This window comes from Allobosea sp. (assembly GCF_051860145.1).
In the GTDB taxonomy this organism is placed as follows: Bacteria; Pseudomonadota; Alphaproteobacteria; order Rhizobiales; family Beijerinckiaceae; genus Allobosea.
Window position 1 is genome coordinate 22,128 of the sequence record NZ_JBHYEM010000009.1, and the last position, 24,914, is coordinate 47,041.

General features: G+C 68.3%; 26 protein-coding genes. 14 read left to right on the top strand and 12 right to left on the bottom strand.

The window, feature by feature from the left end; genetic code table 11:
• The first annotated feature begins 3 nt into the window (after window positions 1–3).
• From pyrF to ACTIF2_RS16025, 3 genes are read left to right on the top strand one after another with little or no spacing between them, the layout of a single operon-like run.
• Entirely contained in the window at window positions 4–708 is a 705-nt protein-coding gene (gene pyrF, locus ACTIF2_RS16015; RefSeq protein WP_439498247.1) for an orotidine-5'-phosphate decarboxylase, read from the top strand.
• A 39-nt stretch (window positions 709–747) separates the two neighbouring features.
• Complete coding sequence (locus ACTIF2_RS16020; RefSeq protein WP_439498088.1) at window positions 748–1,035, top strand: DUF1330 domain-containing protein; 288 nt, start codon at window positions 748–750, stop codon at window positions 1,033–1,035.
• Between the two features lie 3 nt (window positions 1,036–1,038).
• The gene (locus ACTIF2_RS16025) at window positions 1,039–1,347 is read left to right on the top strand and encodes a DUF1330 domain-containing protein (RefSeq protein ID WP_439498089.1); all 309 of its coding nucleotides are present in this window, start codon (window positions 1,039–1,041) and stop codon (window positions 1,345–1,347) included.
• On the opposite strand, the gene ACTIF2_RS16030 is transcribed toward ACTIF2_RS16025, so the two are convergent.
• The 6 genes from ACTIF2_RS16030 to ACTIF2_RS16055 are packed head-to-tail and all read right to left on the bottom strand — an operon-like array spanning window position 1,320 to window position 7,230.
• On the bottom strand, window positions 1,320–2,207 hold the full coding sequence (locus ACTIF2_RS16030; protein ID WP_439498090.1) for a glucosamine kinase nucleotide-binding domain-containing protein: 888 nt from the start codon (window positions 2,205–2,207) through the stop codon (window positions 1,320–1,322). The two genes, ACTIF2_RS16025 and ACTIF2_RS16030, sit on opposite strands and share 28 nt — an antisense overlap.
• Window positions 2,208–2,209: 2 nt before the next feature.
• Window positions 2,210–3,469, bottom strand: a complete 1,260-nt coding sequence (gene murA, locus ACTIF2_RS16035; protein ID WP_439498091.1) for a UDP-N-acetylglucosamine 1-carboxyvinyltransferase — start codon at window positions 3,467–3,469, stop codon at window positions 2,210–2,212.
• Window positions 3,469–3,918 (bottom strand): GNAT family N-acetyltransferase, encoded by a 450-nt coding sequence (locus tag ACTIF2_RS16040; protein ID WP_439498092.1) that lies wholly within the window; start codon window positions 3,916–3,918, stop codon window positions 3,469–3,471. The genes murA and ACTIF2_RS16040 overlap by 1 nt, the downstream gene beginning before the upstream one ends.
• Window positions 3,915–4,733, bottom strand: a complete 819-nt coding sequence (locus ACTIF2_RS16045) for an ABC transporter permease (protein ID WP_439498093.1) — start codon at window positions 4,731–4,733, stop codon at window positions 3,915–3,917. Before ACTIF2_RS16045 ends, ACTIF2_RS16040 begins: the two co-directional genes overlap by 4 nt.
• Window positions 4,733–5,683 carry an ABC transporter permease gene (locus ACTIF2_RS16050; protein ID WP_439498094.1) on the bottom strand — a complete coding sequence of 317 codons (951 nt, stop codon included), beginning with the start codon at window positions 5,681–5,683 and terminating at the stop codon, window positions 4,733–4,735. The genes ACTIF2_RS16045 and ACTIF2_RS16050 overlap by 1 nt, the downstream gene beginning before the upstream one ends.
• A 17-nt stretch (window positions 5,684–5,700) precedes the next feature.
• The gene (locus ACTIF2_RS16055) at window positions 5,701–7,230 is read right to left on the bottom strand and encodes an ABC transporter substrate-binding protein (protein WP_439498095.1); all 1,530 of its coding nucleotides are present in this window, start codon (window positions 7,228–7,230) and stop codon (window positions 5,701–5,703) included.
• Window positions 7,231–7,388: 158 nt separating this feature from the next.
• Between ACTIF2_RS16055 and ACTIF2_RS16060 the strand changes: the two genes are divergently transcribed.
• From ACTIF2_RS16060 to nagA, 4 genes are all read left to right on the top strand, one after another.
• Window positions 7,389–8,495: an anhydro-N-acetylmuramic acid kinase gene (locus tag ACTIF2_RS16060; protein ID WP_439498096.1), complete on the top strand. Its 1,107-nt coding sequence runs from the start codon at window positions 7,389–7,391 to the stop codon at window positions 8,493–8,495.
• Between the two features lie 70 nt (window positions 8,496–8,565).
• The gene (locus ACTIF2_RS16065) at window positions 8,566–9,480 is read left to right on the top strand and encodes an N-acetylmuramic acid 6-phosphate etherase (protein ID WP_439498097.1); all 915 of its coding nucleotides are present in this window, start codon (window positions 8,566–8,568) and stop codon (window positions 9,478–9,480) included.
• Window positions 9,477–10,301 (top strand): GntR family transcriptional regulator, encoded by an 825-nt coding sequence (locus tag ACTIF2_RS16070; protein WP_439498098.1) that lies wholly within the window; start codon window positions 9,477–9,479, stop codon window positions 10,299–10,301. The genes ACTIF2_RS16065 and ACTIF2_RS16070 overlap by 4 nt, the downstream gene beginning before the upstream one ends.
• On the top strand, window positions 10,298–11,413 hold the full coding sequence (nagA, locus tag ACTIF2_RS16075; protein WP_439498099.1) for an N-acetylglucosamine-6-phosphate deacetylase: 1,116 nt from the start codon (window positions 10,298–10,300) through the stop codon (window positions 11,411–11,413). Before ACTIF2_RS16070 ends, nagA begins: the two co-directional genes overlap by 4 nt.
• A 96-nt stretch (window positions 11,414–11,509) precedes the next feature.
• Here the strand turns inward: nagA and ACTIF2_RS16080 are convergent, their stop codons facing one another.
• From ACTIF2_RS16080 to ACTIF2_RS16095, 4 genes are read right to left on the bottom strand one after another with little or no spacing between them, the layout of a single operon-like run.
• The gene (locus tag ACTIF2_RS16080; RefSeq protein WP_439498100.1) at window positions 11,510–12,628 is read right to left on the bottom strand and encodes an ABC transporter permease; all 1,119 of its coding nucleotides are present in this window, start codon (window positions 12,626–12,628) and stop codon (window positions 11,510–11,512) included.
• An 8-nt stretch (window positions 12,629–12,636) separates the two neighbouring features.
• Window positions 12,637–13,776 (bottom strand): ABC transporter permease, encoded by a 1,140-nt coding sequence (locus ACTIF2_RS16085; protein ID WP_439498101.1) that lies wholly within the window; start codon window positions 13,774–13,776, stop codon window positions 12,637–12,639.
• Window positions 13,773–15,545, bottom strand: coding sequence for an ATP-binding cassette domain-containing protein (locus ACTIF2_RS16090; protein WP_439498102.1), 1,773 nt, complete (start codon window positions 15,543–15,545; stop codon window positions 13,773–13,775). Before ACTIF2_RS16090 ends, ACTIF2_RS16085 begins: the two co-directional genes overlap by 4 nt.
• Window positions 15,542–16,573, bottom strand: a complete 1,032-nt coding sequence (locus tag ACTIF2_RS16095; RefSeq protein WP_439498103.1) for an HlyD family secretion protein — start codon at window positions 16,571–16,573, stop codon at window positions 15,542–15,544. The genes ACTIF2_RS16090 and ACTIF2_RS16095 overlap by 4 nt, the downstream gene beginning before the upstream one ends.
• A gap of 89 nt (window positions 16,574–16,662) precedes the next feature.
• Between ACTIF2_RS16095 and ACTIF2_RS16100 the strand changes: the two genes are divergently transcribed.
• Window positions 16,663–17,391: a CerR family C-terminal domain-containing protein gene (locus ACTIF2_RS16100; RefSeq protein WP_439498104.1), complete on the top strand. Its 729-nt coding sequence runs from the start codon at window positions 16,663–16,665 to the stop codon at window positions 17,389–17,391.
• A gap of 17 nt (window positions 17,392–17,408) precedes the next feature.
• On the opposite strand, the gene ACTIF2_RS16105 is transcribed toward ACTIF2_RS16100, so the two are convergent.
• Complete coding sequence (locus ACTIF2_RS16105; protein ID WP_439498105.1) at window positions 17,409–17,996, bottom strand: helix-turn-helix domain-containing protein; 588 nt, start codon at window positions 17,994–17,996, stop codon at window positions 17,409–17,411.
• A gap of 139 nt (window positions 17,997–18,135) precedes the next feature.
• On the opposite strand from ACTIF2_RS16105, the gene ACTIF2_RS16110 reads away from it, so the two are divergent.
• The 4 genes from ACTIF2_RS16110 (at window position 18,136) to ACTIF2_RS16125 (ending at window position 21,691) form a co-directional block, all read left to right on the top strand.
• Window positions 18,136–18,891 (top strand): ABC transporter substrate-binding protein, encoded by a 756-nt coding sequence (locus ACTIF2_RS16110; RefSeq protein WP_439498106.1) that lies wholly within the window; start codon window positions 18,136–18,138, stop codon window positions 18,889–18,891.
• Window positions 18,892–18,974: 83 nt separating this feature from the next.
• Complete coding sequence (locus ACTIF2_RS16115; RefSeq protein WP_439498107.1) at window positions 18,975–19,637, top strand: amino acid ABC transporter permease; 663 nt, start codon at window positions 18,975–18,977, stop codon at window positions 19,635–19,637.
• A gap of 8 nt (window positions 19,638–19,645) precedes the next feature.
• Window positions 19,646–20,377, top strand: coding sequence for an amino acid ABC transporter ATP-binding protein (locus ACTIF2_RS16120; protein ID WP_439498108.1), 732 nt, complete (start codon window positions 19,646–19,648; stop codon window positions 20,375–20,377).
• A gap of 12 nt (window positions 20,378–20,389) precedes the next feature.
• Window positions 20,390–21,691: an NAD(P)/FAD-dependent oxidoreductase gene (locus ACTIF2_RS16125; protein ID WP_439498109.1), complete on the top strand. Its 1,302-nt coding sequence runs from the start codon at window positions 20,390–20,392 to the stop codon at window positions 21,689–21,691.
• A gap of 14 nt (window positions 21,692–21,705) precedes the next feature.
• Here the strand turns inward: ACTIF2_RS16125 and ACTIF2_RS16130 are convergent, their stop codons facing one another.
• Window positions 21,706–22,647 (bottom strand): LysR family transcriptional regulator, encoded by a 942-nt coding sequence (locus ACTIF2_RS16130; RefSeq protein WP_439498110.1) that lies wholly within the window; start codon window positions 22,645–22,647, stop codon window positions 21,706–21,708.
• A gap of 125 nt (window positions 22,648–22,772) precedes the next feature.
• On the opposite strand from ACTIF2_RS16130, the gene ACTIF2_RS16135 reads away from it, so the two are divergent.
• Both ACTIF2_RS16135 and ACTIF2_RS16140 read left to right on the top strand, forming a co-directional pair.
• A complete protein-coding gene (locus ACTIF2_RS16135; RefSeq protein WP_439498111.1) occupies window positions 22,773–23,609 on the top strand; it encodes an alpha/beta hydrolase fold domain-containing protein in 837 nt (278 codons plus the stop codon).
• A 53-nt stretch (window positions 23,610–23,662) separates the two neighbouring features.
• A complete protein-coding gene (locus ACTIF2_RS16140; protein WP_439498112.1) occupies window positions 23,663–24,904 on the top strand; it encodes an efflux RND transporter periplasmic adaptor subunit in 1,242 nt (413 codons plus the stop codon).
• The last annotated feature ends 10 nt before the right edge of the window (window positions 24,905–24,914 follow it).

Genomic DNA, 24,914 nt, shown 5'->3' on the forward strand with positions numbered 1-24,914 from the left:
GCCATGATGAAGATCAACGACCTGCGCGACCGCATGATCGTGGCGCTCGATGTGCCGACGATCTGGGACGCCTATCGCATCGTCTCCGAACTCGGCGACGGCGCGACCTTCTACAAGATCGGTTATCGGCTCGCCTTCGCCGGGGGGCTCGACCTCTCCCGCCAGCTCATCTCGGAGGGCAAGAAGGTCTTCCTCGACCTCAAGCTCCACGATATCGGCAACACCGTCACCGAAGGCGTCGACTCACTGACCCGGCTCGGCGTCACCTTCCTCACCGTCCATGCCTATCCGCAGACCATGCGCGGCGCGGTCGAGGGACGCGGCGAGGCCGACCTGAAGCTGCTCGCCGTGACGGCGCTGACCTCCTATGACGACGGCGACCTGCGCGACGCGGGCTACGGCCTGGCGGTGCGCGATCTGGTGCGCCTGCGCGCCGAGCAGGCCCGGACCAGCGGCATCGACGGTATCGTCTGCTCGGCAGCCGAGACCGAGATCGTCCGCGACGTCATCGGCTCCGACATGGTCATCGTCACGCCCGGCATCAGGCCCGCCGGGGCCGCTGTCGGCGATCAGAAGCGCACGCTCACTCCCGGCGAGGCGATCCGCGCCGGGGTCGACCATCTCGTCATCGGCCGCCCCATCATTCGCGCGGACGATCCGCGTGGCGCGGCTGCCGCGATCATGGACGAGATCGCCGCCGCCTCTTAAGCTCGCGCCTCTTCTGTCGATCACAAACGGATGCCTGAAATGCCCAAGGGATATGTCGTCGCTCGCGCCAAGGTCACCAACCCGACCCTGTGGGCGAATTATGCCGCCAAGGCGTCGGAAGCGATCAAGCAATATGGCGGCACGCCCTTGGTGCGCGGCGGCCAGAACACCATCGCCGAAGGCGAGGGGCGCGCCCGCAACGTCGTCATCGAGTTCAAGGATTTCGAATCCGCCAAGGCCTATGTGAACTCGCCGGAATATGCCGCCGCCCGCAAGGAGCGCGAGGGCGCAGGCGAGATCGACATCGTCGTCGTCGAGGGAGTCTGAGCCGTGCCGAAGGGTTATTGGGTCGCCCGCGTCGATGTCGAGAACGAGGAGGAATACGCCAAATACCGCGCCCTGAACGCGGTCGCCTTCGCCAAATATGGCGGGCGCTTCATCGTGCGCGGCGGCGAATACAAGCTCGCCCGCGGCACCGGCCGCAAGCACAACGTGGTCATCGAGTTCAAGGACGAGGCGACGGCGCGCGCCTGCTACGAATCGCCCGAATACCAGGCGGCGGTGAAGCATCTCGCCAATGTCGGCCCGACCGACCTCGTCATCATCGGCGGCTATGAGGGGCCCCAGCCGGGCGCCTGAGCCGGCCGCACCAGAGACAATGCGCCGGCGATCGCATCGCCCTTCACCGGCGAGAGCCTGCGCCTGACATCGGGGGCGAGCCAGGCCTCCATCGCAGTGGACAGGCCGCCGATCAGCGCGACGCGCGGCACGCCGCGCTCGAACAGGGTCCGGACCATCGCGTCGATCAGGGCGGCGCCGTGCTGCATGATCGCGCGGGCATGGGCATCGCCGAGATCAGCATGGCGCAGGACGAGCGGCGCGAGCGTCGCGTAATCGGTGGCGCTCGCCTTGTCCATCCAGGCGACGACCTCGAACGGATCGCCCTCGAAGCGCGCCAGCACATCCCGGGTGAAGCGCGTCCGCGGCTCGCGCCGGTCATGGGCGCGCAGCGAGACCCGGATCGCCGCCAGCCCGAGATCGGCGCCGCTACCCTCGTCTCCGACCGGGAACCCGTATCCGCCGATGCGCAGCTCCTGCCCGCAGAGCCGCGCGAGCCCGATCGAGCCGGTGCCGACGATGACGATGCCGCCATCCTCGCCCGCATGGGCGCCGAGGCAGGCGCCGAGCCCGTCGCTCTCGAACCGCGTGGTGGCGAAGGGACTCCGCCAGGCCGCGAGGCTCTCCTGCATGCCCTTGCGGCCGATCCCGGCGAGGCAGATGCCGGCATGGATGCGCCTAAACTGAGCCTCGTCGAGGTCTGCCTCGGCCAATGCGCCGCGCGCGGCCTGCATCACGGCGGCGAGCGAGGTTTCGAGCCCGAGCCGGAGCGAAGCCGGGCCGGCAATGCCTGAGCCGAGCACGTCGCCCTGCGCGGTCTCCAGCCGGCAGCGGCAGCCGGTGCCGCCGCCATCGATGCCGAGATAGAGCGGTTCGGCCATGATCAGCTTCCGATCCGCTCGATATCGGCGCCGCAGCGCTGGAGCTTGCGATCGAGCGTCTCATAGCCGCGGTCGAGATGGTAGATCCGGCTGATCACCGTCTCGCCCTCCGCCGCGAGCCCGGCGAGGACGAGGCTGACCGAGGCGCGCAGGTCCGTCGCCATCACCGGCGCCGCCTTCAGCCCTGCCACGCCGTGCACCGTCGCGCTCGTGCCCTTCAGCGTGATGTCGGCGCCGAGGCGGACCAGCTCGGGCACATGCATGAAGCGGTTCTCGAACACCGTCTCGCGGATCAGCGAGGTGCCGTCCGCGACGCTCATCAGCGCCATGAACTGCGCCTGCAGGTCGGTCGAGAAGCCGGGATAGGCCTGGGTCATGATGTCGATGCCGGTGAGACGGCCCGGCCGCGTCACCATCAGCCCGCGATCGGTCGGCCAGAGCCTGACGCCGGCGGCTTCCAGCGCCTCGCCGACCGCCGCGAGATGCTCGAGCCGCGCGCCGACCAGTTCGAGCTCGCCGCCTGTGATCGCCGCCGCCACCGCATAGGTCCCAGCCTCGATGCGGTCGGCGACGATCTCATGCGTCGCGGGCGTGAAGCGCTCGACGCCCTGGACCAGCAGCCGGTGGCCGCCGATGCCCTCGATCGTCACGCCCATCGCGACGAGGCAGCGCGCCAGATCGAGCACCTCCGGCTCCTTGGCGGCATTGACGATCTCGGTTTCACCCTTGGCGAGGCTCGCCGCCAGCAGCGCCGTCTCGGTCGCGCCCACGGAAGAGAAGGGGAAGACGATTCGCGCGCCTTTCAGGCCGCTCGGCGCCTTGCCCTCGATATAGCCGCCGGCGACGGCGATCTCGGCGCCGAGCGCCTCCAGCGCCTTGAGATGCAGGTCGACCGGGCGCGCGCCGATGGCGCAGCCGCCGGGCAGCGAGACGCGGGCGCGGCCGAAGCGGGCGACGAGCGGGCCGAGCACCAGGAACGTCGCCCGCATCTTGCGGACGATGTCGTAGCTCGCCTCGCGCGGCTCGGCCTTGCTGGCGTCGAAGGTCAGCGCATCGCCGGCGCGGCCGGAAACGACGACGCCGTAGCCTTCCAGCAAGGCCTGCATCGTCTGGAGGTCGACCACGTCCGGCAGGTTGCGCAGGGTCAGCGGCTGGTCGGACAGAAGCGCCGCCGCGAAAGCCGGCAGTGCCGCGTTCTTGGCGCCGCGAATATCGACGGTGCCGGATAGTCGCTGCCCGCCACGGATCCGGAGCTTGTCCATCAGGCGGTCTCCCCTTCCGGCCATTTCTCGTATCGCACGAATTCGCGCGCCGCCCCGGCGAAGTCGCGGGCGTATTCGCCAACGGCAAGCCAGCCCGCCCGCTCGTAGAACCGGCGTGCCCCGGCATTGGCGGCGAAGACCTCGAGCGAATGCGCGCCCTGCGCTTCGGCATGAGCGAGCAGGGCTGCGCCATGGCCCTTGCCGCGACCGCTTTCGTCGATGAACAGCATGGCGATGTGCCCTTCCGTGACGAGCAGCACGCCCTTGACGCCGCCATCGTCCAGCACCGTCAATCGCTCTAGGTCCGTCTCGAACCGCTCCTGGAAATGAGCCGCGTCATAGGCCAGCGCCGCCTCGCCGAGGATCGGCCGGAAGCTCGTGCGATAGGCCTGCGCCACGATCGCCGCCGCCGGCGGGATATCGGCTTCCGTGGCCTGCCGGACGATCACGATTGACCCCGCAGCCGGGGGTCGAGCTCGTCGCGCAACGCATCGCCGAGCAGGTTGAAGCCGAGCGAGAGGAAGAGGATGCCGAGCCCGGCGAAGACCGCGTTCCAGGGTGAGAGCAGCACGAAATTGCGTCCCTCGGCCAGCATTAGCCCGAGCGAGGGCGTCGGCGGTTGCGTGCCGAGCCCGAGGAAGGAGAGCGAGGCCTCGACCAGGATCGCGGCCGAGAGCAGCAGCGAGGTCTGCACCAGGATGACCGAGGTCAGGTTGGGCAGGATGTGCCGGAGCATGATGCGCAGGTCGGAGGCGCCGATCGACCGGGCCCCCGTCACGAAATCGCTCTCGGCCAGGACGAGCGCGGGCCCGCGGATCAGCCGCGCGAAGATCGGCACATAGACCACGGCGATGGCGATGGCGGCGCTTTCCGTGCGGGGGCCGAGCATCGCGATGATGCCGATCGCCAGCAGCATCACCGGGAAGGCGAAGAGGATGTCCATCATTCGCATGGCGATGCGCTCCAGCCAGCCGCGATAATAGGCGGAGAGCAGGCCGAGGCTGCCGCCGATCAGGAGCGCGAGCCCGACGGCGATGCCGCAGGCGATCAGCGCGGTGCGATAACCATAGAGGATGCGCGCCAGGATATCGCGCCCCAGATGGTCGGTGCCGAGCCAGTGCGCGAGGCTGGGCCCCTTCAGCCTGGCGACGATGTCCTGCGCCAGCGGGTCATAGGGTGCGACCAGCGGCGCGGCGAGCGCCAGCACGATCTGCAGCGCCACGACGATGGCCGCCGTGATGGCGATGCGGCGGCTCTGGCTCATCAGCCGGCCCTCAGCCTGGGATCGATCAGCGCATAGGCGAGATCGACCAGCGCGTTCACCAGCACGAAACCGACCGTGACGATCAGGATCGTGGCCTGGACCAGCGGGTAGTTCCGTTCGGAAATCGCGCCGAGGATCAGCCGGCCGAGCCCCGGGATCGAGAAGACCTGCTCGACCACGATGGCGCCGCCGAGCAGGTAACCCGTCATGATCCCGACGCTGGTGACGAAGGGGATCAGCGCGTTGCGCAGGGCATGCCGGTAGAGCACCGCGGTTTCGGAGAGCCCCTTGGCGCGGGCGGTGCGGATATAATCCTGGCCGAGCGCATCCAGCATCGCGGTGCGCACCAGCCGCGAGAGATTGGCGAGGATCGGCAATGCGAGCGCGAGCGCCGGCAGCAGCAGCCGCTGCAGGTTGCCGAGCGGGTCCTCGCTGAACGGCACATAGCCGAGCGAGGCGAAGCTGGGCGCAAGGCTCGCGACCGCGATCAGCATGACGATGCCGAGCCAGAAGGAGGGGATGGTCAGTCCGGCGATCGCGCCGATCCGCAGGATCAGGTCGGCCCGCTTGCCGCGCCAATGCGCCATCAGGCAGCCGATGGGGACGGCGAGCCCGGCGCCGATGACGAGCGCGAACAGGGTGAGCTGCAGGGTCGGCCAGATCTGCGCGGTGATCTCCTGCAGCACCGGCCGGCCGGTCCAGATCGAGGTGCCGAAATCGCCGGTCACGGCGCGCCCGAGCCAGGTCAGGTATTGCTCGATCAGCGGCCGGTCGAGCCCAAGCTCGCTGCGCATCGCCGCGATCCGCTCCGGCGTCACCTCGGTATTGGCGCCGAGCATGATCGCCACGGCGTCTCCGGGGATCAGCCGGATCATCAGGAAGACGATCACCGAGATCCCGAACAGCACGATCGCGAGGTCGAGGCCGCGCTGAACCAGATGGCGGAGCATGCCTCGACCGTGCCGGCTCAGCGCAAGCTGGCGCGGCCGAGCGAGACCAGCGAGCGGTTGGCGTAGATGTCGTAGCCCTGGAGGTTGCCGCGCACGGCGCTGAACAGCGTCGGATAGGCGATATGCGCCGCCGGCCCCGAGCAGCCGAGGATTGTCTGGGCGTCGCGATAGGCGGCCTGACGCGCGGCCTTGTCGAGCGTGGCGCGGCCCTTGTCGAGCAGGGCGTCGAGCTCGGGATTGCTGTATTTGAAGACATTGGTCGAGCCGCCGGTCCGGAAGGTCCGGTAGAAATAATCGTCGGGCTCGATGCTGCCGGCATTGGTCGAGGCGAAGAGGTCGAAATTCGAGTTCCGCCAGTCCTGCACGAACTGGCCGAGCTCGGGATTCTTCAGCTCCACCTTGAACCCGGCCTTGCCGAGCTGCTGCTGCACCACCTGGGCGATGTCGCGGATGTCCTGCCGCGGCAGGATCGTCATGCTGACTGAGATCGGGGTCGCGATGCCGGCTTCCTTGATGAGTGCCTGCGCCTTGGCCGGATCATGCGCATAGCAGGGCAGGTCCTTCACATCGACCGCCCAGTCCTTCAGCACCGGCGGCAGGGGCGCGGCCGGCGCGCCACTGCCGAACAGGGCGGCGTCGATGATCTCCTTGCGGTTCAGCGCGTAGTTGAGCGCCTCGCGCACCTTCGGATTGTCGAAGGGCGGCTTCGAGACGTTCATGCCGATCAGCGTATAGGCCAGCTCCATCGTCTCCTTGACGGCGACATTCGGCTTGCCCTTGAGCTGCAGCGCGGTCGCGGCGTCGATATGGGGCAGCAGCGCGAACTGGCCGTTGCCGATGCCGACCTGCCGCGTCGCCGCTTCCGGCACGAAGTTGAACTTGACGCCGGCGAGCTTGACCTCGGCGGCGTTCCAGTAGCCGGCATGCTTGGCCAGCCGGATGAAGCCGTTCGGCTGCCATTCCTCGAACTTGAACGGGCCGGTGCCCATTGGCGCGCGCTGCAGCGCATCCTTGTTGCCTTCGAGCCCGCGGGGCACGATGGCGATGCCGGTCAGCGAGGCGAGCAGCGGCGCGGACGGCTCCTTGAGCTTGAGCTCGAGCGTGGTGGCGTCGGTCGCAGTCGCGCTTTCGAGCGCGGCAAGGCGGCTGGCGAGCGGCGAGCCGACATCCTTGGAGAGCACGCGCCGGAGCGACGAGGCTGCATCCTCCGCCTCCATCGGCTTGCCGTCATGGAAGGTCACGCCCGGCCGCAGCTTGAAGGTCACGGTCTTGCCGTCGGCGGAGGCCGTCCAGGACTGGGCCAGGCCTGGGATGATGTTGAGGTCCTTGTCGAGCGCGGTCAGCCCTTCATAGATCGGCCCGAGTACGAGCTGTGACGAGGCGAATGCCGTGACGATATGCGGATCGAGGCCGGCGGGCGAGGCCTCGACGGCAACCTCGAGAACCTGGGCCGAGGCCGTCCCGGCGATCAGCGCGAAGGCGGCGGCCGCAACGCCGGTGCGCAGCGCGCGGCGCAATCCCGAAACCCGTTTCATGGCGCGATGCATGATCCACCCCTCCTCATCAAGACGGCGCATTCGGCTGCGCTCGTGTAACATTCCCGCATATGGACCACTTAAGGACCAATCTGGACAAGGCTTAGCCGATCGCCTAGAGCCAGTGCAAGCTTGAAGCGCGTTGTCAGTCATTGGAAGCGGAGCAGAGCATGCGTGATCTGGCCAAGCAAACCCTGACCGCGATCGGCGTGATCAGTGGCACCTCGATGGACGCGATCGATGTCTCGATCGTCGAAAGCGACGGCCGCGAAGGCCTGCGCTTCGGCCCAGGTGCCTCCTATCCCTATCCGGCGGAGACAAGGCGCGAGCTGCAGGCCCTGATCGCCGAGGCCGAGCGCGCGGTGAAGGAGCCGCTCGAGGCGCTCGAAGCCGCCGTCACGGCCGCTCATCTTGGCGCCGTTCGCCGCTTCATCGCCGAGCAGGCGCTCGACCCCGACAGCATCGATCTGGTCGGCCTGCATGGCCAGACGGTCTATCACCGCCCGGAGATCCGCTTCACGCGCCAGCTCATCGACGGGCCGGCGGTCGCCAAGGCGCTCGGCGTCCCGACCGTCGATCGCTTCCGTTACGCCGATGTCGCGGCGGGCGGGGAGGGCGCGCCCTTCGCCCCGCTCTATCACCGCGCCCTGGCGCAGGGGCTCGAGCAGCCGGTGATGGTCCTCAATCTCGGCGGCGTCGGCAATGTCACCTATATCGACGGCGAGGACGTGATCGCTTTCGATACCGGCCCGGCCAGCGCCATTCTCGACGATTTCGTGCTCCGGCGGCTGGGTCGCGACTACGACGCCGGCGGCGCCCTGGCGGCGAGCGGGCAGGTGCGGGACGATCTCGTGGCGGAGTTCATGACGAACCCGTTCTTCGACCGGCCTGCGCCGAAATCGCTCGATCGAAACGACTTTCACCGCCGCGCCAAGGTTGTGGAGCCGCTCTCCGACGCCGACGGCGCCGCGACGCTTGCCGCTTTCACGGTCGAGAGCGTGGTCGCGGCTTTGCGCCATGTGCCGAAGGTGCCGAAGCGCTGGCTGGTCACCGGCGGCGGCCGCCTCAACGATCATTTCATGACGCGGCTGCGCGAGCGGCTCGGCGTGCCGGTCGAGCCCGTCGAGGCCGCCGGCTGGGCCGGCGACGTCATCGAGGCGCAGACCTTCGGCTATCTCGCGATCCGCTCGGTCAAGGGCCTGCCCTTGAGCCTGCCGGGAACGACCGGCGTGCCGGAGCCCCTGACCGGCGGCCGGCTCAACCTGCCGGGCCAATAGGCCGCGACGCAGGGGCGCTTGCTACCGGGCTGAAGTGGACTTATTTTGGTCTGGTCACAAGGGGTCATCAATGCCGACCGAAGACGTCAGCGCACGCTTTCGAGACCTCGACGCCTGGGGTGACCTCGACATCCTGAAGGCGCTCTATGAGGGGCAGCTTGCCGCTGCCGCGGCCGTCGCGTCCTCGCTTCCGGCGATCGCCGAGGCCGTCGCCGCCGCCCTGCCGCGGCTCGAGGCCGGCGGCCGGCTGATCTATGCCGGCGCGGGCACGTCCGGGCGCATCGGCGTGCAGGACGGGGCCGAGCTGACGCCGACCTTCGACTGGCCGGAGAGCCGGCTCGCCTTTGCCATCGCCGGCGGCGACGGCGCCATCCTCCATGCCGTCGAGAACGCCGAGGACTCGGTCGATGACGGAGCCGGTGCTATGCGGCGCACCGCGGTCGGTCCCGACGATGTGGTCATCGGGATCGCCGCCAGCGGCCGCACGCCCTACACGCTTGCGGCGATCGGCGAGGCCAAGGCCCGCGGCGCCCTGACGATCGGCATCGCCAATAATCGCGGCTCGGCGCTGCTGCGCACCGCCGACCATGGCATCCTGACCGAGACCGGCGAGGAGGTCGTCGCCGGCTCCACCCGCATGAAGGCGGGCACCGCGCAGAAGATCGTGCTCAACCTGTTCTCGACCCTGCTGATGATCCGGCTCGGCCGGGTCTATCGCGGGCTGATGGTCCATATGCGCGCGACCAACGCGAAGCTCCGGCTCAGGGCAGCCCAGATGGTCGACATGATCACCGGCTGCGGCATGGAGGCGGCCGCCCGCCATCTCGACCATGGCGGCGGCGAAGTGAAACGCGCCGTGCTCCTCGCCAGCGGTGCGGACGGCGCGCTGGCCGAGATGCTGCTGGTGCGCCATCGCGGCAACCTGCGTCTGGCCCTGCTCGATCTCGGTGTCCGGCCGGCCGAGCAGGCAAGGGCGGCGCCGTGAGCGAGGCCGCCGCGGGGCGCAGCGCGCGCCGGCCGCGCGAGGGCGCTGCCGATGGCGCGGTCCCGGCCAAGCAGCAGGCCATCGTCCGGGCGCTGGCCGGAGACGACCCGACGCCGCGCTATCTCAGGCTCGCCGGAGCGCTGGCCCGGTTGATCGAGACGGAGGTCTTCCTGCCCGGCGACGCCGTGCCGTCCGAGCGCGATCTCGCGCAGCTGACGGGCTATGCCCGCGTCACGGTGCGCAACGCCATCGACGAGCTCATCCGCAGCGGCACGCTGTCCCGTCGCCATGGCTCCGGCACCTTCGTCGCCTCGCGCATAGAGCAGCCGCTCTCGGTCCTGGCGAGCTTCTCCGCCGATATCGAAAGCCGCGGCGGTCAGCCGGGCTCGATCTGGCTGTCGCGCGAGCTGGCGCGGCCCAAGCCGCAGGAATCGATGGCGCTGGGCCTGGGCGCCACCGACAGCGTCATCCGGCTCACGCGGGTCAGGACGGCCGATGGCGAGCCGCTGGCGATCGAATGCGCCGTCGTCCCCGCAGCGATCCTGCCATCGCCCGATCTCATCGACACGTCGCTCTATGCCGCGCTGGCGACGCAGGGCGCGGTTCCGGCGCATGGCGTGCAGCGCATCCATGCCGGCCTTGCCACATTGGAGGAGGCGCGGCATCTCGGCATCCCGCCGGGCAGCGCGCTTTTGCGGATCGAGCGGCGCGCCTTTCTCGGCAATGGCAAGCCGGTGGAGTTCACCGTCTCGGCCTATCGCGGCGATCGCTATGATTTCGTCGCGACCCTGAGAGGCGAGGCGATGGGGCCGCAGCCGTGAGGCCGCCGGACCGGCGCGCCTGGCGCGCGCCGCGCCTGTTCGATGGCCGGACGCTCTGGCAGGACAGGCTGGTCGTCGCGGAGGATGGTGTCGTCACCGCCTTGCTTCCGGCCTCGTCCCAGCCGGACTGTCCGGTCGAGGATTTGCCCGACGATGCCGTGCTGGCGCCGGGCTTCATCGATATCCAGGTCAATGGCGGTGGCGGCGTCATGTTCAACGATGCGCTCGACGCGGAGGGTATCGCTGCGATCGCCGCGGCCCATGCCCGTTTCGGCACGCGCGGGCTGCTGCCGACGCTGATCAGCGGCAGCCGTGACGAGATCGCCGCCGCGATCGCCGCCGCGCGCGCTGCGATTGCCGGCGGCGTGCCGGGCGTGCTCGGCCTGCATCTGGAAGGCCCGTTCCTCAATCCCGAGCGCCACGGCGCGCACCCGGTCGCGAAGCTGCTGCGGCCGGAGCCGGAGGATGTCGATCTGCTCGCCTCGCTCGGGCCCGCTGGCGTGACGCTGGTGACGCTCGCGCCCGAATGCGTGCCGCCCGGCTTCGTCCGCGCGTTGGTGAAGCGTGGCGTCAGGGTCTGTGCCGGCCATTCCAATGCCAGCGCGGCGCAAATGGCGGCGGCGCGGGCGGAGGGTCTGAGCGGCGTCACGCATCTGTTCAACGCCATGTCGCAACTGGGCTCGCGCGAGCCGGGCGTGGTCGGGGCGGCGATGTCCGATCCGCATCTGGCCGCCGGCATCATCGCCGATGGCCATCATGTCGCCTGGCCATCCTTCCAGGCCGCCTTTCGCGCCATCGGGGCGGAGAGGATGATGCTGGTCACCGACGCGATGGCGACGGTCGGCGGGCCTGCGGACGCTTTCTCCCTGTTCGGCGAGACGATCCGGGTCAGCGAGGGGCGGTTGGTCAATCGCGAGGGCCGTCTCGCCGGCGCGCATCTCGACATGGCGAGCGCCGTCGCCAACGCGCATCGTCATGGCGGCGCGTCGCTCGCCGAGGCGCTCGCGATGGCGACGACGACACCGGCCGCGTTCCTCGGCCTGGCGGACAGCCACGGCCAGATCGCGCCCGGCCGGCGCGCGGAATTCTCGATGCTGCGGATTGGCGGTTAGCCCATCATTGCGAGGAGCAAAACGACGAAGCAATCCAGGGGGAGTGCGTGAGGCCCCTGGATTGCTTCGCTGCGCTCGCAATGACGGGCCCTGCGCTCAGTTCAGCCTGTTCCTGAACATCCAGGCCGCGACCGGCAGGGTCACGGCCGCGATGGCGACCAGCGCCAGCATCTCCGGCAGGAGCTGCCTGATACCCGCGCCTTCGAGATAGACCTGATGCGTGATGCTGATCGCGTAGCGCAGCGGGTTGATCAGCGTGAAATATTGCAGGACCTCCGGCATGTTGCCGATCGGCGCGGTCAGGCCCGAGAGCAGCATGAAGGGCATCAGCAGCACGAAGGAGCCGATCATCGCCTGCTGCATGTTGCCGGCGATGGAGGAGATGAACAGGCCGATGCCGACGGAGGCTGCCAGGAAGAGCGACAGGCCGAGATAGAGCATCGGGAAGGTGCCGGCGAAAGGAATCTGGAACCAGAGCTGCGCCACCAGCAGGATCATCGTCGCCTGCGTCAGGCCGACCAGCATGGCCGGGATCGCCTTGCCGATCATGATCTCGGAGGGCCGGAACGGCGTCACCAGGAGCTGGTCGAACGTGCCTTCCTCGCGCTCGCGCGCCACCGACATCGCCGTCAGCATCATGGTCATCATCATCGTGATCGTGCCGATCATCGAGGGGATCATGTTCCAGCGCGTCTCGAGGCTCGGATTGTACCAGGCCCGCGTCGTCACCTGGATCGGCGGGCCCGGCAGGCCTTGCGACGCCCGCCATTCCGCGCCGAAGGCGGTGGCGAGTTGCCCGACATAGCCCTGGGCGGTGCCGGCGGTGTTGGAATTGCGCCCGTCGGCGATCACCTGCACCGGTGCGGCCGCGCCGGCCTGCAGCTTCCGCTCGAAATCCTGTGGGATGGTGATGACCAATAGCGCCCGCCCGTCGTCGATATATTCCGCGATCTGCCCTTCCCGGCCCAATGTCGCGGCGCGCGTGAAGGTGCCCGAGCCGTCGAGCCGGGCAATGAGCGCGCGCGAGGCGGCGCTGCGATCGTGGTCGAGCAGGGCGTAGGAGACGTTGTTGAGGTCGTAGGTCGCGGCATAGCCGAAGATCAGGCACTGGATGATCGGCGGGCCGATCAGGCTGATCCGGCTCTTGGGATCCTTCAGGATCGCGAGCAGCTCCTTGCGGATCAGGGCGAGGATGCGCAGCAGGGAATCGAGCATGGCGCGCCTCAGCCGATCGTCTTGCGCGTGGCGCGGATCGCGAGCGCGATCAGCACCGCCGCCATGAAGGCGAGGACCGCGGCGTTGGGCAGGATCACCGCCCAGATGTCGCCGGCCAGGAACAGGGTCTGCAGGACGCTGACGAAATAGCGCGCCGGGAAGATATGCGTGATCGCCTGGATCGCGACCGGCATGCTGCGGATGTCGAACATGAAGCCCGACAGCATCATCGCCGGCAGGAAGGTCGCGATGATAGTGATCTGGCTCGCCACGAACTGGCTCTTCGTCACCGAGGAGATCAGGAGCCCGATGCCGAGCGCCACGACGAGATAGAGCATCGAGACGATGACCAGGATCGCGAGCGAGCCTCTGATCGGCACATGGAACAGAAGCTTGGCGCCGACGATCGAGAGCGCGAGCCCCATCAGGCCGAGGATGAAATAGGGCACGGTCTTGCCGAGCAGGATCTCGCCGGGCCTGACCGGCGTCACGAACAGCGCCTCGAAGGTGCCGCGCTCCCATTCCCGGGCGACGACGAGCGCGGTCAGCAGCGCGCCGATCAGGGTCATGACCAGCACGATCAGGCCGGGCACGAGGAAATAGCTGCTGTTATTGGCGTCGTTGAACCACATCCGGTTCTCGACCGCGACCGGCGCCGCCCCGATCACGCGGCCGGACGCCGCCTCGCGCGCCAGCCAGGTGGCGATCGCGCCCTGCGCATAGCCGAGCGAGATCCGGGCGGTATTGGCGTCGGTGCCATGGACCACGACCTGGATCTCGGCATTGCCCTGCGCGATCCGGCGCGCGAAATCGGGCGGGATGCGCACGATGGCGTTGACGGTCTTGTCGAGCAGCAGTCTCTCGGCCTCCGCCATGGTCTTGACCTGGCGGGCGTCGAAATACTCCGAGAGCTCGAAGCCCGAGGCGGCGCCGCGCGCCTCCGCCGAGTTCTCCTCCATCACGATCGCGACCGGGACGTTCTTGACGTCGAAGGACAGTCCGTAGCCGAACAGCACGAGCAGCAGCATCGGCATGACGATGCCGATCGCGACGCTGCTCGGGTCGCGCAGCACCTGCCAGCTCTCCTTGCGGATCAGGGCCATGATCCGGCGCAGGCGGCCCGCGCCGCTATGGGCGGCGGCGATCATGCGGCCGGCTTCCGTTGTCCGTTATCGCCGCGCGCCTCCTCGACGATGGCGATGAAGGCCTCCTCCATCGTCGCTTCGCGCCCGTCCTGCGGCCTGGCGTGGCTTCGAATTTCGGCCGGCGTGCCTTCGGCCAGATTGCGTCCGGCATCGAGGATGATGATCCGGTCGCAATATTCGGCCTCTTCCATGAAATGGGTCGTCACGATCACGGTGACGCCCTGCTCGGACAGCGCGGTGATGCGGCCCCAGAACTCGCGCCGCGCCATCGGGTCGGCGCCGCTCGTCGCCTCGTCGAGGAACAGGATCTCCGGCTCGTGCAGCAGCGCGCAGCCCATCGCGAGCCGCTGCTTGTAGCCGCCGGGAAGCTGTCCGCTCGGCAGCGCCGAGAACTGCTCCAGCTCGAATTGCTGCTTCGCCCAGGCGATCCGCTCGGCCTTGCGCCGGCCGCGCAGGCCATAGGCGCTGGCGAAGAAGTCGAGATTCTCATCGACGCTCAACTGCCCGTAGAGCGAGAATTTCTGGGCGACATAGCCGAGCTTGCGGCGCGCTTCGGCGCGCGAGGTCCTCAGATCCGCGCCGGCGACCTTCAGCGTTCCCTGCGTCGCGGGCAGGAGGCCGCACAGCATCCGGAAGGTCGTGCTCTTGCCGGCGCCGTTGGGGCCGAGCAGGCCATAGATCTCGCCCTCGCGCACCTGGAAGCTGACATGGTCGACCGCCGTGAAGTCGCCGAACATGCGGACGAGGTCATGGACCTCGACCGCGACCTCGCGGCGGCTATCCGTCCTGGGATGGTCGAGGGTCATGGTGTTGCGCTGCGCGCGTTCGGCGACTGCAGCGAACAGCACCATGAAGCCGTCCTCGAAGCGTGGCGGCGCCGGCTTGTGCTCGGCATTGGCGCCGTCGATCGTCAAGGGCGCGGTGTCGCCGGCCGATGCCAGCACGACGCGCACCTGTCCGGCCTCGGGCACCGCGTCGATCACGCCGGGTTGCTGGAAGAGCCTGGCTTGTAGCGAGCGTGCCGGCATGTCGGCGGGCGTTTCGACGATGAAGACGCGACCCTTCGCCTCCGCCGTGATCTCGTCCGGCTTGCCCTGCGCCAGCACCTTGCCGGCATGCATCACGACCGCATGGTCGCAGAGCTCCGCCTCGTCGAGATAGGAGGTGCTGACGACGACGGTGAGCCCGTCCTCGCGCACCAGCTTGGTGACGATCTCCCAGAGTTCCCGGCGCGAGAGCGGGTCGACGCCGACCGTCGGCTCGTCGAGCAGCAGCAGCTCGGGCGCACGCACCAGCGTGCAGGCGAGGCCGAGCTTCTGCTTCATCCCGCCCGAAAGCTTGCCGGCGAGCCTTTCGCGAAAGCGGCCGAGCTGCGTCATCTCGTAGAGGCGGGGATAGATCTCGCGGCGCTGCTCGGGCGCGATCCCGTGCAGGTCGGCATAGAGGTCGAGATTCTCCTGGACGCTCAGGTCCTCGTAAAGCCCGAATTTCTGCGGCATGTAGCCGATGCGGTCCTGCACGGCCTGCGGATCGGTCGCCACCTTGACGCCGACCACCTCCAGCTCGCCGCCATCCGCCGTCATCAGCCCGGCGATCAGGCGCAGCAGCGTCGTCTTTCCGGCGCCGTCCGGCCCGACCAGGGCCGTCAGGGTTCCCGCCCTGGCCTCGAAGGAGACGTCGTCGAGCGCCTTGACCGTTTCGCCGGTGGCGCGGCGGAAGGTCTTGTGCAGGTTCCGCGCCGTGACGGGGGACGTTGGCGCGGCCGCGGTCATGGCTGCGGCTTTCGGCCGTCGCCTTGCGCCAGGGGATGAGGCTCGGCATCGGGCCGCAGCCGGACGGTCGCCGGCATGCCGAGGCGAAGCCGGTCGTCCGGATCCTCGACGAAGACGCGGACCTCATAGACCAGGCTCGTGCGCAGATCCTCGGTCTGCACGGTCTTGGGCGTGAACTCGGCGACCGGCGAGATGAAGCCGATCCAGCCCTCGAGCGGGCGGTCAGGGAAACTGTCGGAGACGACATATGTGCGCATGCCGGAGCGGATATGTCCGAGCTTCGGCTCCGGGACATAGGTGCGCACCCATTTCACGCCCGTCATCGCCAGCGAGAGGACGGGGCGGCTCGGCATCGCCATTTCGCCGGGCTCCATCAGCCGCGAACGGACGACGCCATCGAACGGCGCGAAGAGCTCGGCATCGGCCAGTTGCCGGCGGGCAAGCGCGAGCTGCGCCTCGCCGCCGCGCAGCTGCGCCTCGGCCTGCCTGATATCCTCGTCGCGCGGGCCGGCGAGCGCCAGGTCGAGCGCGCTCTTGGCGACATCGACCTTGGCCTTGGCGACCTCGGAGGCGGCCTTGGCCGCGTCGAGATCCTGCTGGCTGACGGCGTTGGCCGACAAGGCGCGGCGACGCTCGTATTGCGCGGCGGCATTGACGGAATCGGCCCTGGCCGAGGTCAGGTTGGCCCGGGCCTGGGCGATCTCTTCGGGGCGGCTGCCGTTCCGCAGCCGGTCGAGCGCGGCCTTCTGCGCGGCGACCGTCGCCTCCATCTGGTCGATCTGCGGCTGCAGGCGCGCGGTGTCCAGCTTCGCCAGGACCTGCCCGGCGCGAACGACATTTCCCTCCTCGACCAGGATCGTGGCGATGCGCTCGCTGCCGTTGAAGGCGAGGGCGGCCTGCCGCAGGTCGACATTGCCGTAAAGGGCGAGCTCGTCGGTCGCGGCCGGCCGATGCGTGTACCACCAGGCGGCAGCGCCGCCGCCAGCGAGGATAGCGAGAACCACGACGATGCGAAGAGCCTTGCTCATGCTCGCAGGATAGGCCTCCTATGCGATATGTCAAATCAGGATTTGAATTTATACTTTCATATGATCGCGCAAAGCGATAAGGTTGGGGAATGAAGCGGAAGACACCTCGCAAGCTGCCCGGCCGTCGCGAGGACGGCGCGGCGACCAAGGCCCAGATCCTGGAGGCGGCGGGCGAGGTCTTCGCCGAGAAGGGCTTCGATCGCGCCACCGGCAAGGAAATCGCCGAGCGGGCCGGCAGCAACTCGGCCGCGGTGAACTATTATTATGGCGGCATCGAAGGCCTTTATGCCGAGGTGCTCGTGGAGGCCCATCGGCGGTTGCTGACCTATGACAGGCTGCTCTCGCTCGCGCAGGCGCCGGGCCAGCCGGAGGAGAAGCTCCGCACGCTGATCGGCATGATCGTCCGTACCGTGATGGGGTCGGCCTCCTCGACCTGGGCCTTGCGCGTCCTGAGCCGCGAGATCCTGGCGCCGTCGCCGGCTTTCGCGACCTTGAGGGATCGCGAGATCCTGCCCAAGAAGCGCATCGTCACAGGCATCGTCGGCGAGATTCTCGGGCTGTCGCATGACGACCCGATCGTCGCGCGCTGCTGCCTCAACATCATCGCGCCCTTCGTGATGATGCTCGTCGGCAACCGGCAGGTCCTCACGCAGATCTTCCCGGGCATGGCCTCGGATTCGGCGGCGGTCGAGGACACCGTCGCGCATTTCCAGCGCTTCGCCTTCGGTGGAATCGCGGCGGTCGCGGCGGAGCTCGCCTCGGCGCCGGCGAGCGGGTCATCGAAAGCCGCAACAAAGCGGCCGGCGCGCTCGCCCTGACGGCGCGAGGAGGGTCGCTACAGGCTGTTGACCCAGAGAACCTGCGTGACGCCGTCATGGCCATTGGCGAAGCGGTGGGGCCGCGAGGACAGGAAGCGGAAGCTGTCGCCCTCCTGCAGGGTCCAGTGCTCCTTCTCGACGCTGAGCAGCATCGTGCCGGCCATGACGAGCCCGGCTTCCTCGCCCTTGTGGGTGTAGAGCTCGTCGCCCGTGCTGGCGCCGGGCTCCATCTCGACCATGAAGATGTTGAGCCGGGAGGCATCAGAATGCGGCGTCAGCAATTGCTTGCGGATGCCGGAGCGCCAGAGCTGCAATTCGCTGCGGCCGCCGGCCCTGACGATGGTCGCGGCCTGGTCGGGCGATGCCTCGCCATTGGGGAAGAGGTCGGCAAGGCCGACACCGAGCGCGTCGGCGACGCCGGCAAGCGCCCGCAGCGTCGGCGAGGACAACCCGCGTTCGATCTGGCTGAGGAAGCCGATCGACAGCGACGTGCGGCTCGCCAGCTCCTCGAGCGACAGGCGGCGTTCCCGCCTGAGCCGGCGCAGCCCGACGCCGACCTCCTGATCGACATCCGGGCGGCGCGTATCGGTGGGAGGCGCGCTCATGAGTTCTCCATGGTTGGCGTTATTTCATGCACATGAAAATCGCTTGCGGGCAAGTTCGTCCTATGCTCGTATCTTCACCATCATGAAAATGGCTGACCGGAACGCTCATCAGGCGGCCATATAAAAAGGGGATATCGCGATGGAACGTCGGACCTTCCTGTCCATCCTGGCCGGCAGCGCCCTGGCTGCGGGTGTCTCGCCGGCGCAGGCCCAGTCGGTGCTGAAGGTCGGCTCGACCGCGACCGGCGTCCCGTTCACCTTCCTCGATACCAAGACCAACACGATCGAGGGCGTGATGGTCGACCTGATCAAGGAGATCGGCAAGGAGGCCGGCTTCAAGGTCGAGGTCGAGGGCATGCAGTTCTCGACGCTGATCGCCGGGTTGACCACCAGCAAGATCGATTTGATCGCGGCGGCGATGTACATCACCCCCGTCCGCAAGGAGGCGATCGATTTCTCCGATCCGATCTACACCTATGGCGAAGGCCTGATGGTGCCGAAGACGGACGCCAAGGACTACAAGACGATCGCCGAGCTGAAGGGCTACACCGTCGGCGCCCAGGTCGGCACGGCCTATGTCGAGCCCTTGCAGAAGGGCGGCGTCGTCGCCGAGGTCAAGATCTACAAGACCATCCCCGACATCCTCGCCGACGTGAATGCCGGGCGCATCCAGGCCGGCTTCGCCGACCTGCCGATCGTCGCCTATAACCTGCAGCAGGGCCTGTTCCCTCAGGTCAGGCTGGTCAAGTCCTACGAGCCGATGTTCACCGGCTCGGTCGGCATCGGCGTGCGCAAGAGCGATGGCGAGCTGCTCAAGAAGGTCAACACCGCGCTCGCCAAGCTCAAGGCCGATGGCAGCGTCGGCAAGATCCTTGGAAAATGGGGCCTCGAATAGTCCGGCCTTCCGCGACCGGGGCGCTTGGGCTCCCGGCCGCTCCGGCGTCGTAGCTTCCAGAGATCCGGGACCGCCATAGCCTCATGCAGAATTTCCTGCGCGACGCCGCCGAATTCATGCCCCTGCTGCTGCTGGGGGTGAAGTTCACCATTCTCGTCAGCCTCGGCTCGCTGCTGCTCTCGACCGTGCTCGGCCTGGTCTGGGCGCTGATGCGCGTGTCGGGGGTTCCCTGGCTGGCGATGATCGCGAAGGTGATCGTCAACACGCTGCGCGGCATCCCGATCCTGGTGCAGCTCTTCTATCTCTATTTCGTCATGCCCGAGCTCGGGATCCGGCTGAGCGCGCTGGAGGCCGGGATCATCGGGCTCGGCGTCGCTTATTCCGCCTATCATTCCGAGAACTTCCGGGCCGGCATCGAGGCGATCGACCACGGCCAGATCGAGGCCGCGCAGTCGATCGGCATGGGTTGGGGGCTGATGATGCGCCGTGTCGTCCTGCCCCAGGCGATCAAGATCATGCTACCGCCTTACGGGAACATCATGATCATGATGCTGAAGGATTCCTCGCAGGCCTCGACGATCACGGTCGCGGAGCTCACCCTGCAGGGCCAGATCATCGCCTCCTCGACCTTCAAGAACATGACAGTCTACACGCTGGTGGCGCTGCTCTATCTGTCGATGAGCCTGCCGCTGATCGGCCTTGTCGGCTGGCTCGAGCGGCGCTTCGGCAAGGGCACGCAGCGATGAGCCCCGCCATGATCGAACTCGGCTCCGTCACCAAGAGCTTTGGCACGCATCAGGTGCTCAAGGGCATCACCGCGAGCGTCGACAAGGGCGAGGTCGTCTGCCTGATCGGCCCGTCCGGCTCCGGCAAGTCGACCATCCTGCGCTGCATCAACGGGCTGGAGGCCTATGATGGCGGCCATGTCCTGATCGACGGCGTCAGGGTCGAGCGCAACGATCCCTCGATCGTCGGGGTCCGCACCGCGATGGCGATGGTCTTCCAGCGCTTCAACCTGTTCCCGCATCGCACGGCGCTGGAGAACGTCGTCGAAGGCCCGATCTATGTGAAGAAGGAGCCGCCGGCCGAGGCCCGCGCGCGTGGCCGCGAGCTGCTCGCGCGTGTCGGATTGGCCGACAAGACCGAGGCCTATCCGGCCCAGCTCTCCGGCGGCCAGATGCAGCGCGTCGCGATCGCCCGCGCGCTCGCCATGCAGCCCAAGGCGATCCTCTTCGACGAGCCGACCTCGGCGCTCGATCCCGAACTGGTCGGCGAGGTGCTCGAGGTCATGAAGAGCCTCGCCGAGGAGGGGATGACCATGCTCGTCGTCACCCACGAGATGGGTTTCGCCCGCGAGGTCGCCGACCGCGTGCTCTTCCTCGATGGCGGCGTCATCGTCGAGCAGGGCGCGGCGCGCGACCTCCTGACCGCGCCGCGCAACCCCCGCACCCAGGATTTCCTGCGTCGCGTCCTGCGGCCGATCTGAAGGATAGCCGCCATGGCCGAGCCCTTTCCGCTGCAACCCTCGCTCTGGCACGCGACGGCGCCGGCCGCGCCGCAGACCCCGCCGCTCGATCGCGACGCCAGCGCCGATATCTGTATCGTCGGGGCCGGCTATGCCGGGCTGTCGACCGCGCTGCATCTCGCCGAGGCCGGTCTCTCGGTCGTCGTGCTCGAGGCACGCGAGCCGGGCTGGGGAGCCTCGGGCCGCAATGGCGGCCAGGTCATCCCCGGCATCAAATACGATCCGAGCGAGATCGCCGCCAAATACGGGAGCGAGGCCGGCGAGGCGCTGACCCGCTTCGTCGGCTCGACCGCCGATCTGGTCTTCGGCCTGATCGACAGGCACAAGATGGACGTGCCGTACAAGCGCGCCGGCTGGATCCAGGGCGCGCATACGCCCGCCATGCTCGAAACGGTGAAGCGCCGCTCCGGGGAATGGGCCGCGCGCGGCGTCGATGCGAAATTCCTCGATGCGGCCGCGGCCGCCCGCCTGCTGGGAACCGATCGCTATCTCGGCGGCTGGCTCGATCCGCGCGGCGGTGGCGTGCAGCCTCTCGCCTATGCCCGCGGCCTCGCAAAAGCGGCGCAGGCTGCAGGCGCGGCGATCCACGGCCAAAGCCCGGTCGTCGGCCTGTCGCAGGCCGGCGGTGGCTGGATCGTGCGCACCGCGCAAGGCGCCAGCGTCACCGCCGGGCGCGTGGTGGTGGCGACCAACGGCTACACCGGCGACCTGATCCCAAAATTGCGCCAGACGGTGATCCGGCCGAATTCCTTCATCATCGCGACCGAGCCGCTCTCGGACAATCTGGCCGGCACGATCCTGCCCGAGGGCCAGGTCACCTCCGACACGCGCCAGCTCCTGCTCTATTTCCGCAAGGACCACACCAACCGCCTGCTGATGGGCGGGCGCGGGCCGTTCCGCGAGCCGCGCGATGCGGCCGATTGGGCCCATCTCGAGCGCGTCGTCGGCAAGATGTATCCGCAGGCCAAGGGCCTGCGCGTCGATTATCGCTGGTGCGGGCGCGTGGCCCTGACGCGCGATTTCCTGCCGCATCTGCACGAGCCGGAGCCCGGGCTGCTGGTCGATATCGGCTGCATGGGCCGCGGCGTCGGCCTGCAGAGCGCCATGGGCAAGGCGATGGCGGATTATCTCGTCAGCGGCGACCGGGCGAGGCTGCCTTTCCCGGTGGTGCCGATCACGCCGCTGCCGCTGCACGCGCTCAACGAGCTCTATGTCTCGGCGATCATCGCCTGGTACCGCCTGACCGACGGCGGCATGAAGGACAAGGCCGCCTGAGCGGCGGAGCTGAACTACTTGTCGTCGCAGGGCGTCAGGCTGGAGCGCCGCTGGATCAGGTCGTCCTTGGCGAAAAGCTCGGCCAGCCAGTCGACGAAGACCCGCACCTTGTTGCTGAGATGGCGATTGGGCGGGTAGACGATATGGAGCGGCTTGGGCGTCGAGCACCAATTGGTCAGCAGCGGCACCAGCCGCCCGGCGGTGATGTCGTCCTGGACCATGAAGGTCGGTGCCTGGACGACGCCGAGCCCGGCCAGCGCGGCCGCGACATAGCCCGTGCCCTCGTTGAGAGTGACGATCGCGCGGCCCCTGATCTCATGGTCCTCTTTCCCGTCCGCATAGGTGAAAGGCGCGGTCCGGCTCGTTCCTGAATAGCGATAGCCGACGATGAAGTGGTCGCCCTCGAGATCGGTCGGGTGCTGCGGCGCGCCGTGGCGCTCCAGATAGGACGGCGCGGCGCAGGTCACGAGATACATCTCGCCGATGCGCCTTGCGATCAGGCTCTGGTCGGCGATCTCGCCGGCCCGGATCGCGCAATCGAGATTCTCGGCGAGCAGGTCGGCCGGGCGGTCGCTCAGGCCGAGGTCGAGTTGAATCTCGGGATAGCGCGCATGGAAGCCCGGCAGCGCCGGGATGATCACCTGGACGGCCAGCGGCGCGCTGACATCGACGCGCAAGCGGCCGCTCGGCCTGGCTTGCGACAGCGCGATGCTGCCGTCGAGCTCGTCGATCTCGTTGAGGACGCGCAGGGCGCGCTCGTAATAGGCCGCGCCATCCATGGTGACCGTGACGCGGCGCGTCGTCCGGTTCAGCAGCTTGGCGCGCAGATGCGCTTCGAGCTGTTGGATCTGCTTCGTCACCGTCGGCTTGGGGATGTCGAGCAGATCCGCCGCGCGCGTGAAATTGCCAGCTTCGACGACGCGGACGAAAGCGCGCATGGCGCCGAGCTGGTCCATGGTCTGTCCTCACAAGGTCGTTATTGTTTCCATATGGAAATAATGAATGAGCGGATCGGCTGTTTATTGCCTGATCAACCTCACCTAAATCATATTGCACCGCAACACAACCGCCGGGCCGCGTCATGTTCGCTTCCCAGATCGCCACCACCGAACGCCAGATCGCCGTCACGCGGCGTGATGACGTCATCGCGGCCAAGCCCGCCGCGCTGCCCGTCCGCGTCTACGCGGTGGAGGGCGCCGGCAAGGGCCACGCGCTGGTCATGCATCTGCATGGCGGCACCTTCAATGACGGGTCGCTGGCGAGCGGCGAGGCGGTGGCCACCATCCTGGCGCGTGCCGGGGCGGTGGTGGTCTCGGTCGATTACCCTTTGGCCCCCGAGCATCGCTTCCCCGATGTGCTGGAAGCCGTATTTGGTGGGCTGCTGGCGCTCTACAAGACGCGCGGGCGCTGGGTCTCGAAATCCGCCCCGCTCTATGTCGCAGGCGAGGAGGCCGGCGGCAATCTCGCCGCGGCGCTGGCCATGATGGCGCGCGACCGCCAGGGCCCTCCGCTTGCGGGCCAGATCCTGCTGTCACCGATGCTCGATTCCTGCGTCGGCACCTATTCGTTGCGCGAGGCTTCCGCCGGGCCGGTCGGCTGCCGCTGGGCCGATGGCTGGCATGATTATCTCGGCTCTCCGGACAAGGCGGCCCATCCCTACGCGGCGCCGCTCGGCGCCTCGCGCCTCTCCGGCCTCGCGCCCGCTCTGCTGATCACGGCGGAGGACGATCCGATGCGCGACGAATGCGCCAGCTATGCCTGCCGGCTGCAGGAAGCGGGTGTCGCGGTCAGCCACCACGTGCAGTCTGCACCCAGCAATTGGCCCGGCGCTTATGCCGAGGCTCCCGAGGAAGGCTCCTGCCTCTGTCTGGCCTGTGACCATGTAAGCCAGTTCTTCATCTCGACCGCCCCGTCCTGATCCCGGCCGGCGCGTCCCGATCCGATTTTCTTTTTCTAGCAAGGAATGAACCCATGATTCAGGGAACGATCCGTCGCGGCTTGCTGGGCGGCAGCCTGGCCGCCACCATCTCGCTCGCCGCCGTCCTGCTCGTGATGAACGGCAACGGCAACACCGCCCAGGGCGATACCGCCCAGGCCGCGCCGCCGGCGACCCCGGTCTCGGTCGCGCTGGTCGAACAGCGCGACCTCGTCAACTGGGCCGAGTTCTCCGGCCGGCTCGAGGCGATCGAGCGCGTCGAACTGCGCTCGCGCGTCGCCGGCATCGTCGAGGCCGTGCATTTCAAGCAGGGCAATCTCGTCAAGCAGGGCGATCTGCTCGTCAGCATCGACCAGGCGCCCTACCAGGCCGAATTCGAGCGAGCGCAGGCACAGGTCTTGGCCACCGAGGCGCGCGTGGCGCTCGCCGCCAACGAGCACGAGCGCGGCCAGAGGCTGATGTCGACGCAGAACGTCTCGCAGCGCGATCTCGATGCGCGGCTGAATGCGCTGCGCGAGGCCCAGGCCAACCAGCGCGCCGCCCAGGCCGCATTGCAGACCGCCCGGCTCAATCTCGACTACACCCAGATCAGGGCGCCGATCAGCGGCCGGATCGGGCGGCTGGAGGTGACGGTCGGCAATCTGGTCGCGGCCGGCGCCGGCGCCTCGCTGCTGACCACGCTGGTCTCGGTCGATCCGATCTATGCGAGCTTCAACGCCGACGAGAAGACGGTGCTCCAGGCGCTCGCCTCCCTGCCGGCAGACGCACCGCGCGCTCTGGAGCGCATCCCGGTCGAGATGGGCACGATGACCAGCGAGGGCACGCCTCTCACCGGTCGTCTCCAGTTCGTCGACAACGCGATCGATGCCGGCAGCGGCACCGTTCGCGTCCGGGCGGTCTTCGACAATCCCGACGGCACGCTGATGCCCGGCCAGTTCGTGCGGCTGCGCATGGGCCAGGCGCGCTCCGAGCCTGCGCTGGTCGTCAATGAGCGGGCGGTCGGCACCGACCAGAACAAGAAGTTCGTCTTCGTCGTCGGCGAGGACAGCAAGGCGGTCTGGCGCGAGATCACGCTCGGCGCCGGCAGCCAGGGCCTGCGCATCGTGACCAGCGGCCTCACCGCCGGCGAACGCATCGTCGTCAACGGCCTGCAGCGCATCCGTCCAGGAGCGACCGTCGCGCCCGAACAAGTGCCGATGGCCGAGAAGACTGAACTGCGCCGGCAGCTCGCCAAGTCGAACCAAAGTGAAGGGAGCACGGACGTCGCCCAGCGCTGACGCCGTGACC